Source organism: Hominisplanchenecus sp., from assembly GCF_046967715.1.
GTDB lineage: Bacteria > Bacillota > Clostridia > Lachnospirales > Lachnospiraceae > Hominisplanchenecus > Hominisplanchenecus faecis.
Genome location: NZ_JBKVNQ010000022.1, coordinates 28,580 through 37,896, shown reverse-complemented (window position 1 = coordinate 37,896; position 9,317 = coordinate 28,580). Strand labels below are relative to the sequence as shown.

The 9,317-nt window shown below is 45.3% G+C and carries 3 protein-coding genes; 1 reads left to right on the top strand and 2 read right to left on the bottom strand.

The window, feature by feature from the left end; all coding sequences use genetic code 11:
* Window positions 1-108: 108 nt before the first annotated feature.
* A complete protein-coding gene (locus tag ACLTL4_RS04850) occupies window positions 109-2,568 on the bottom strand; it encodes a glycogen/starch/alpha-glucan phosphorylase (protein WP_022118410.1) in 2,460 nt (819 codons plus the stop codon).
* Window positions 2,569-2,580: 12 nt separating this feature from the next.
* Window positions 2,581-5,724, bottom strand: a complete 3,144-nt coding sequence (ileS, locus tag ACLTL4_RS04845; RefSeq protein ID WP_412320294.1) for an isoleucine--tRNA ligase — start codon at window positions 5,722-5,724, stop codon at window positions 2,581-2,583.
* A gap of 596 nt (window positions 5,725-6,320) precedes the next feature.
* Here ileS and ACLTL4_RS04840 point away from each other — a divergent pair.
* Window positions 6,321-9,266: a glycoside hydrolase family 3 N-terminal domain-containing protein gene (locus tag ACLTL4_RS04840; RefSeq protein ID WP_412320293.1), complete on the top strand. Its 2,946-nt coding sequence runs from the start codon at window positions 6,321-6,323 to the stop codon at window positions 9,264-9,266.
* Window positions 9,267-9,317: the final 51 nt, after the last annotated feature.

Below are 9,317 nucleotides of genomic sequence, written 5' to 3'. Positions count from 1 at the left end.
CAAATTTGTTGCTCGCCACTTATAGGAGTCTTCTCCGACTAAGATAAAAACAGGCAGTTGGCTTTTTCATATCCAACTGCCCATTTTTGCTATTTCTTTATCATTCTTTTATGCTTCTACGGTCACTTTATCCAGATGCCAGATTTCATCTACATACTGCTGGATGGTACGGTCTGATGTGAACTTGCCGCTGCATGCGGTGTTCATCATTGCCATTCTTGCCCAGCCTGTTTCGTCACGGTATGCTTTTTCTACTCTCTCCTGAGCTTCTGCGTAAGACTTGAAGTCTGCCAGGATGAAGTAAGTATCTGCTCTGTCGCTGCTGTTTGTGTTCAGCAGAGAATCGTAGATATCACGGAATCTTTCTGGATCATCCGGAGCATATTCTCCATTGATCAGCTGCATCAGGACACGACGGATATCCTGGTCGTTGTTGAAATAATCCATCGGATTGTAGCCGCCGTTGTTCTCGTAATTGATAACTTCCTGAGCGGACAGACCGAAGATAAACGCATTTTCTTCTCCAACTTCCTGAACGATCTCTACGTTTGCTCCGTCCATGGTTCCCAGTGTCGGTGCACCGTTCAGCATGAACTTCATATTTCCGGTTCCGGATGCTTCTTTACTTGCTGTGGAGATCTGCTCGGAAACATCTGCTGCTGCAAAGATCCATTCTGCATTGGATACACGGTAATCTTCGATAAATACAACTTTCAGTTTTCCGTTGATGCTCTTATCGTTGTTGATCACATCTGCAACAGAGTTGATCAGTTTGATCGTCAGTTTTGCACGACGATATCCGGCTGCTGCTTTTGCACCAAAGATGAAGGTTCTTGGATAGAACGGCATTTCCGGATGATCTTTGATCTTATTGTACAGATACATAACGTGCAGGATGTTCAGCAGCTGACGTTTGTACTCATGAAGTCTCTTAACCTGTACATCGAAGATAGAACGAGGATCTACATCGATACCGTTGTGCTCTCTGATGTATTTTGCCAGACGCAGTTTGTTCTGGTATTTGATGTTCATGAACTCCTGCTGTGCTTTTTCATCATCCACATAAACTTTCAGTTTGGAGATCTGAGCCAGATCTGTGATCCATTCATCACCGATATGTTCGGTTACCCAGTCTGCCAGCAGCGGGTTTGCATGAAGCAGGAAACGTCTCTGTGTGATACCGTTTGTCTTGTTGTTGAATTTCTCCGGCATCATCTCATAGAAGTCTTTTAATTCCTGATTTTTCAGAATTTCTGTATGCAGTGCAGCAACACCGTTTACAGAGTAACCTGCACAGATAGCCAAATGTGCCATTTTAACCTGTCCATCGTAAATGATAGCCATCTTGCGGATTTTCTCCTGGTTGCCCGGATATTTTTTCTGGATCTCTTCCACAAATCTGCGGTTGATCTCCTCGATGATCTGGTAGATACGAGGAAGCAGTCTTGAGAACAGCTCGATCGGCCATTTTTCCAGTGCTTCTGCCATGATGGTGTGGTTGGTGTATGCACAGGTCTTTGTGGTAACTTCCCATGCTTCATCCCATTCCAGACCTTCTTCGTCAAGCAGGATACGCATCAGCTCTGCTACTGCAACAGTCGGATGTGTATCGTTCAGCTGGAAGGTTGCTTTCTCATAGAATTTGCGGATGTCAGAATGATTCTTTTTATATTTTGCAACAGCTGCCTGAACACTTGCAGAAATGAAGAAATACTGCTGTTTCAGACGCAGTTCTTTACCTGCGTAGTGGTTATCGTTCGGATAGAGAACTTCTACGATATTTCTTGCCAGGTTTTCCTGTTCTACGGCTTTCTGATAATCACCTTTATCGAAAGAATCCAGCTGGAAGTCGTTGATTGCTTCTGCATCCCATACACGCAGTGTATTTACTACATTGTTGTTGTAACCAACGATCGGAATATCAAACGGGATTGCACGTACAGACTGATAACCTTCCTGGATAAATTTGTTGCGTTTTGTTGCTTCATCGTATTCTACACGGATATAGCCGCCGAATTTTACTTCTTTTGCATATTCCGGACGACGCAGCTCAAATGGATTACCGTCTTTCAGCCAGTTATCCGGCACTTCTACCTGATAACCGTTTTCAATCTTCTGTTTGAACATACCATAGCGGTAACGGATACCGCAGCCGTATGCTGCATAACCAAGTGTTGCCAGAGAATCAAGGAAGCATGCAGCCAGACGGCCAAGACCGCCGTTTCCAAGTGCTGCATCCGGCTCCTGGTCTTCGATCACGTTCAGGTCAAAGCCCAGCTCTTCCAGAGCTTCTTTTACTTCTTTGTACTCTGTCAGGTTGATCATGTTATTTCCAAGGGCACGTCCCATCAGGAACTCCATGGACATATAATAAACCATTTTCGGGTCTTCTTCTTCGTAAACTTTCTGGGTTTCCATCCAGTTGTCAATAATCGTATCCTTGACCGCATAGGATACTGCCTGAAATACCTGCTGTTTTGTTGCGTCAACCAGTGTCTGACGGTACAGTGTTTTCAGGTTGCTTTTCACACTCTCAATAAATACTTCTTTGTCAAATCTTTTGCTCACAGCAAATCCTCCTTATTTCTGTGTCTTTTCAACACCCATGCGTACACTTTCACCGTTAATACTCCATTCTTTTTCGTATCCGGCAATACTTCCAAGAACAATCTCATCTGCAAGGACTTCATCCTTAATCTCATCCATATGGTCTTTCAGGACGGTGAGGATCTTTTCGTTGTCAGCTGCATACAGGCGGATTCTGTCCATTACCTCAAAACCTGCCTCTTTACGCATGGTCTGGACTTTACTGATCAGTTCTCTCACAAATCCTTCCTCAATCAATTCCGGAGTAAGGTTGGTATCCAGAACAACGGTAATATCGTTATCCTGCTCAGATACATAGCCTTCGATCTGTGCTGTATCAATCAGTAAATCTGTCTCATATAATACAACTTCACTGCCATTGATGTCAAGCGTGAGGGAGCCTTTGTCTTTCAGCTCATCCATTGCCTGATTACCATTAAGTGCAGAAAGTGCCTGTTTGATACCGCCAAGCAGTTTGCCGTATTTTGGTCCTACGGTTTTCAGCTGCGGTTTGAAGCTGTAAGAAGTAAAGTCTTTTACATCCTGTGTAAAGGTAACTTTCTTGCTGTTCAGCTCGTCACGGATAATGTCTGCGAAGTATTCCGGCAGTTCTTTCGGTGCTTTGACAAACATGTTTGCGATCGGCTGTCTGTTCTTGATGTTTGCAGTATTTCTGCATGCACGTCCCATAACAACAATCTTCAGTACTTCATCCATGTTTGCTTCGAGTTCTTTGTCTACGTGAGCCATATCTGCCTTCGGGAAATCACACAGATGTACGCTTTCCGGTGCAGTCTTGTCAATGCTGCATACCAGGTTGCGGTAGATGTCTTCTGTCATAAACGGAATCATCGGTGCAGCTGCTTTTGAAACATTTACCAGAGCGGTGTAAAGTGTCATGTAAGCATTGATCTTATCCTGCTCCATGCCTTTTGCCCAGAAACGTTCACGGCTGCGGCGTACATACCAGTTACTCATATCATCCACAAATTCCTGAAGTGCTCTTGCAGTTTCCGGAATACGGTAATTTGCCAGGTTGTCATCCACGGTCTGAATCATGGTGTTCATCTTGGAGAGCAGCCATTTATCCATTACGGAGAGTTTGTCATAGTCTAATGTATATTTTGTTGCGTCAAATTCATCAATATTCGCATACAGAACGAAGAATGCATAAGTATTCCACAGAGTTCCCATGAATTTACGCTGTCCTTCCTGAACGGCTTTGCCGTGGAAACGGTTCGGCAACCATGGTGCACTGTTGATGTAGAAATACCAGCGGATCGCATCTGCTCCGTAAGTCTGAAGTGCATCAAACGGATCAACGGCATTTCCTTTGGATTTACTCATCTTCTGACCGTTTTCATCCTGTACATGTCCAAGAACGATAACGTTCTGATACGGTGCTTTGTTGAACAGGATCGTGGACTCTGCCAGCAGAGAATAGAACCATCCTCTTGTCTGGTCAACTGCCTCGGAAATAAACTGTGCCGGGAACTGTTTCTCAAACACGTCTTTATTTTCAAACGGATAATGATGCTGTGCGAACGGCATTGCTCCTGAGTCAAACCAGCAGTCGATCACTTCCGGTACACGGTGCATCGGCTTGCCACACTTCGGACACTTGATCGTGATCTCATCGATGTACGGACGGTGCAGTTCTACGGTTTTTGCCTTTTCATTTCCACTCATTTCGAACAGTTCCTGACGGCTTCCGATCGAATGCTGATGTCCGCACTCACACTCCCAGATGTTCAGCGGAGTTCCCCAGTAACGGTTACGGCTGATACCCCAGTCCTGAACATTCTCCAGCCAGTCGCCAAAACGTCCTTTACCGATGCTTTCCGGAATCCAGTTGATGGTGTTGTTATTGCGGATCAGGTCATCTTTGACAGCTGTCATCTTGATGAACCAGGATTCTCTTGCGTAGTAGATCAGCGGAGTGTCGCATCTCCAGCAGTGCGGATAGCTGTGCTCAAACTTCGGTGCATCAAACAGAAGTCCTCTCTCATCGAGGTCTTTCAGCACGAGCGGATCTGCTTTTTTTACAAAGATACCGCCAAACGGTGTATCTTCCGTCAGGTTACCTTTGCCGTCAACCAGCTGTACAAACGGCAGTCCGTATTTACGTCCGACTTTCGCATCGTCTTCACCAAATGCCGGTGCGATATGAACGATACCGGTACCATCTGTCAGTGTTACGTAAGTATCACAAACAACATAAAATGCTTTTTTGTTCTGTTTTTCTGCATGAACGGCTGCACAGCTGTACAGTGGTTCGTACTCTTTATATTCCAGGTCTGTTCCTTTGTAATTCTCCAGTACATTGTAAGCATCTTCGCCGAGCACCTTGTCAGCCAGAGCCTGTGCAATGTAATAAACACGGCCGTCTTCTTTCATCTGAACTTTTACATAATCCTCATCCGGGTTTACGCAAAGTGCAAGGTTGGAAGGCAGTGTCCATGGTGTGGTTGTCCATGCCAGAATGTAAGCGTCCTCGTCTTTGACTTTGAAACGTACAACAGCAGAACGTTCTTTTACGTCCTTGTAACCCTGTGCCACTTCCTGGGCAGAAAGCGGAGTACCGCAGCGCGGGCAGTAAGGAACGATCTTGAATCCTTTGTACAGCAGGCCTTTTTCCCAGATGGTTTTCAGTGCCCACCATTCAGACTCGATATAGTTATCATCATAGGTAACATACGGATTTTTCATGTCAGCCCAGAAACCAACCGTTCCGGAGAAATCTTCCCACATGCCTTTGTATTTCCATACACTCTCTTTACATTTATCAATGAAAGGAACCAGTCCATATTCTTCGATCTGGTCTTTTCCGTCCAGACCGAGCATTTTTTCTACTTCCAACTCAACCGGCAGACCGTGTGTATCCCATCCGGCTTTACGCGGAACCATTTTGCCTTTCATGGTCTGATATCTCGGAATCATATCTTTGATAACACGGGTCAGAACATGTCCGATATGCGGTTTGCCGTTAGCTGTTGGCGGTCCGTCATAAAAGGTGTAAGTTTCACCTTCTTTACGGTTTTCCATACTCTTTTCAAAGATGTGATTTTCTTCCCAGAATTTCTCAACATTTTTTTCTCTGTCTACGAAATTCAGATTTGTCGAAACTTTTTCGTACATAAGCAACCTCCTGTCCTTATTATAAGGAATAAATCAAAAAGCTGCCATCCTGTAAAAGGATGACAGCCAATACTCTCATAACCACCTGTTACAACATACCGACAAAATGCGATATGCGTTCCCGATAACGGGGGAATCCGGCACGACTTACTTTCAGCGATGCTGTAAAACAGCTTTCAGTCTGCAACTCCGAAGTGATATTCCGCCTGTGTTACTTGTACTCCTTCCCACCCACCGGAGCTCTCTGTGTCTTTTACGACAGACGTACTTGTCTTCTTCTGCGTTATTTTCCTGTTAGTCTGTCCCTATTATATAGTAGAAATTCCGGAAAAGTCAAGGCAAAAAAGTTGTTCAGCTATAAGAGTTGCCTGACAAACATATTCTTTTTCTATTTGTCATTTTCTCAATCTTATATTTGCCAAAAGGTACTAAATATTTCATATATCATCATTGAATTTTCAGTTAAATATGCTATGATAAATTTGAGTTATGATGCCAGAGTGAGAGGGTCCATCACTTTATAACGAAGCAATTCGCCGGCATCATTTTTATTCTCAACATCTTTAATATTTATCTTATGAAAGGAGAGAAAAGAAATGAAGAAAAACACACTCAAACGCTTTATGGCTTCTGCAATGACAGCCGTTATGTGTGTCAGCTCACTGGGAACATTAGCTGTAAATGCTGCTCCTGCTGACCCGGCTGCTGAAACCTCTGTTGTCGACAATCTGATGAGCAAAATGACGCTCCGCCAGAAGATCGCCCAGATGATGATGCCTGATTTCCGTAAATGGCAGACAGAATCGGACTCGGGACAGAAAAATTTCCAGGTGATAAACGATGAAGTGGCTCAGATCATCAAGGATTATGATTTCGGCGGAGTTATTCTTTTCGCTGAAAACGTAGCTCAGACAGATCAGACACTGAAACTGACAACGGATCTTCAGGAAGCTGCCACAGGCGGAACGGACGGCAGCAACATCCCGCTGCTCCTGACAATCGACCAGGAAGGCGGTATTGTTTACCGTCTCGGAAGCGGAACAGCTCTTCCTGGAAACATGGCTCTCGGTGCAACCAGAAGCACGGACGCTGCAACACAGTCCGGAGAAGTGATCGGACGCGAGCTGAGTGCCCTCGGCATCAACGTAGACTTTGCACCTGTTGCCGATGTCAACAGCAATCCTTCCAACCCGGTTATCGGCCTTCGTTCTTACGGAAGCGATCCGGAACTGGTAGGAAGCATGGCAACTGCTGCCATGAAAGGTATGCAGAAGTACAACATCGCTACTGCTGCCAAACATTTCCCGGGTCATGGCGATACCGCTACAGACTCCCACACAGGTCTTCCTTGTGTAGACAAATCTCTGGACGAACTCAGACAGTGTGAACTCGTTCCGTTCCAGAAAATGATCGACAACGGCGTAGACATGCTGATGACAGCACACATTCAGTATCCACAGGTTGAAAAAGAAACTGCCATTTCCAAGAAAGACGGTTCCGAGATCAGTCTCCCGGCAACGCTTTCCAAAACCATTCTTACTGACCTTGTAAGAAACGAAATGCACTATGACGGCATCATCGTAACCGATGCCTTGAACATGGATGCGATTTCTCAGAACTTCGGTGAAACCGATGCCTGCATCCGTGCCATCAAAGCCGGTGTTGACATTTGCCTGATGCCGACTATCCTCAGAAGCAAAGCAGATATGCCGAAAATGGATGCGATTCTGGACGGCGTAGAAGCTGCTGTTAATTCCGGAGAGATCTCTGTGGATCGCATCAACGAATCTGTTAAGAGAATCCTTTCTCTGAAAGAAAAGAGAGGCATCCTGAATTACACAAGCGATACTCGTACTTACGAGGAAAAACTTGCCGTTGCAAACGAGCAGGTTGGTTCTGAACAGAATCGTGACATTGAGAGAAATATTTCTGCCCAGGCTGTTACCGTTATCAAAAATAACGACAATATTCTGCCGCTGAAACCGCAGGCAGGACAGAAAGTGCTTCTGCTTGGTGCATACAACAACGAAACTCCGGGACTCGCACTTGGTATGAGACGTGTGATCGCAGATCACATCATCAGCGGAAAAGTAGATTATGAGACATTTCGTTACACCTCTGCAAACCTTGACCAGGTAAAACAGAAAATTGACGATGCCGACTACGTGATCGTTATTTCCGAAGTTTCCACAAACTTTTCCAACTGGCTGACCACACAGCCGACCGCTATCACAGAATACGCAAAAGCACAGGGCAAGAAATCCATCGTTATGAGTATTTCCAAACCTTATGATGTTGCAAACTATGCTGATTCTGATGCGATCGTAGCTGTATACGGAAACAAAGGTATGGATCCGACAGAAGCTCTGAAACCGGATAATGCATTTGGTCCGAACATCATCGCCGGCGTAGAAGTTATCTTTGGTCGCTTCGCTGCATCCGGTAAACTTCCGGTTAATGTTCCAGTTATCGAAAATGGTCAGATGACATCCGATATCAAATACGCTTTCGGTTATGGTCTGACTTACGATGCAGTCGAACCAAGTTCCTATTATGCAGTTGAAAACTCACTGCTGAACTTCTACAATACATGGAAAGACGCTGATCTTTCTGTTTATACAGCAGATTCCGCAGCTGCACTGAAGAGTGCTTTAACTGCTGCAAAAGCTGTTCTTGACAAATCCAATGCTTCCATCACAGAAATGGACAGTGCTGTGTCCGCTCTGGTCGATGCAGTCAACAACCTGGCATACGGTGTTCAGAAAACACATCTGAACGTTGCCATCGACGCTGCTGACAAGCTTCTGGAACGTGCTGCTGATTATGAAAACACCGAAGATCTGACAGCTGCTCTGACAGCTGCAAAAGCTGTTTATGCAAACACATCTGCTACTCAGACAGAAGTTGACCGTGCTGCTTCCACACTGCTGGATGCACTGGCTGCTATGGCTGAAAGAGCTGACCTCGCCGCTCTGAAAAAACTGGTTGCTTCCGCAGGCGGTCTGGAAGAAAAAGACTTTACATCCGACAGCTATAAAGATCTGAAAGATGCAATGGATGCTGCAAAAGACGTCATTGATGACCTGAACCGTGCACCGGAGGCGATCGGCAAGGCATATGCTGATATCATCACTGCGATCACCAATCTGGAACGTGTCGGAAACAAAGCTGCTCTGGTTGCTGTCATCGCAAAAGCAGAAGCCATCGTTGCTGCAAAAGACAGCTATGTATCTTCTACACTGAACGGTCTGGAAGAAGCTCTGGCTGCCGGAAAAGCAGTGAATGACAACCCGGATGCACTTCAGGATGCAATCAACAATGCAGTTACCTTGCTGACCGAAAAAGTTGCAAACGTTCGTCTGCTTGGCGACGTAAATAACGACGGCAGCGTAACTACTGACGACAGTGCACTGCTGCTTCGTTCTGCCGCTGAACTTGATACTCTGGACGATGCTGCAACCGTAAGTGCAGATATGAACCAGGACGGTATTGCAGACACTTCCGATGCCGTTCTGATCCTGCAGACAGCTGCTGAATTCTGATGCAGAAGTTTTTACCGATCAAAAAATCGATTTTTATAGTTTGTCTTGCCA